Genomic DNA, 1,186 nt, shown 5'->3' with positions numbered 1-1,186 from the left:
GAGTAGTTGACCAGCAGGTTCTTGGTCTGCTGGTAGTGGTCCAGCATCATCTTGTGGTTCTCGCGGCCGAACCCGGAGTTCTTGTAGCCGCCGAACGCGGCGTGCGCGGGGTAGGCGTGGTAGCAGTTGGTCCACACCCGGCCGGCCTTGATCTCGCGGCCCATCCGGTAGGCGGTGTTGCCGTCGCGGGTCCACACGCCGGCGCCGAGCCCGTAGAGCGTGTCGTTGGCAATCTTCAGCGCCTCGTCCACGGAGTCGAACGTGGTGACCGACAGCACCGGCCCGAAGATCTCCTCCTGGAAGATCCGCATGTCGTTGGTGCCGCGGAAGATGGTCGGCTCGATGTAGTAGCCGCCCTCCAGCCCGGCGACCGTGCGCGGGCCGCCGCCGGTCAGGATCTCGGCGCCCTCCTTCTTGCCGATGTCGATGTAGGACAGGATCTTCTCGTACTGGTCGTTGCTGGCCTGCGCACCGATCATGGTGGCCGGGTCCAGCGGGTTGCCGCTGACGATGGCCTCGGTGCGTTCGATGCAACGGGCCATGAACTCGTCGTAGATGGACGCGTGGATCAGCGCGCGGGAGGGGCTGGTGCAGACCTCGCCCTGGTTGAAGGCGAACATGACGAAGCCCTCGACGGCCTTGTCCAGGTAGTCGTCGTCGGCGGCGAGGACATCGGGCAGGAAGATGTTGGGGCTCTTGCCGCCCAGCTCCATGGTGACAGGGGTGATGTTCTCACTGGCGTACTGCATGATCAGCCGCCCGGTGGTGGTCTCACCGGTGAACGACACCTTCGCCACCCGCGAGCTGGACGCCAGAGGCTTGCCGGCCTCCACACCGAAGCCGTTGACGATGTTGAGCACACCCGGCGGCAGCAGGTCGGCGATCAGTTCCATCACCATCAGCACGCTGACGGGGGTCTGCTCGGCCGGCTTGAGCACGACGCAGTTGCCGGCGGCCAGAGCGGGTGCCAGCTTCCAGGTGACCATCAGGAGGGGGAAGTTCCACGGAGTGATCAGGCCGACCACGCCCAGCGGCTCGTGATAGTGGTAGGCGACGGTGTCCGCGTCGATCTCCGAGATGCTGCCCTCCTGGGCGCGGGTCACCCCGGCGAAGTAGCGGAAGTGGTCCACGACCAGCGGCAGGTCGGCGGCCAGGGTCTCGCGCACCGGCTTGCCGTTGTCCCAGG

The 1,186-nt window shown here is 66.4% G+C and carries 1 protein-coding gene; it reads right to left on the bottom strand.

What is annotated here, in order from left to right:
• Positions 1 to 1,186 (bottom strand): aldehyde dehydrogenase (gene adh, locus ACIGXO_RS33645; RefSeq protein ID WP_399794503.1); only part of this gene is annotated, 1,186 nt, incomplete at both ends.

It is taken from the genome of Streptomyces sp. NPDC053542 (assembly GCF_044544685.1).
Taxonomy (GTDB): domain Bacteria; phylum Actinomycetota; class Actinomycetes; order Streptomycetales; family Streptomycetaceae; genus Streptomyces.
This window is presented reverse-complemented; position numbering and strand designations above follow the sequence as displayed.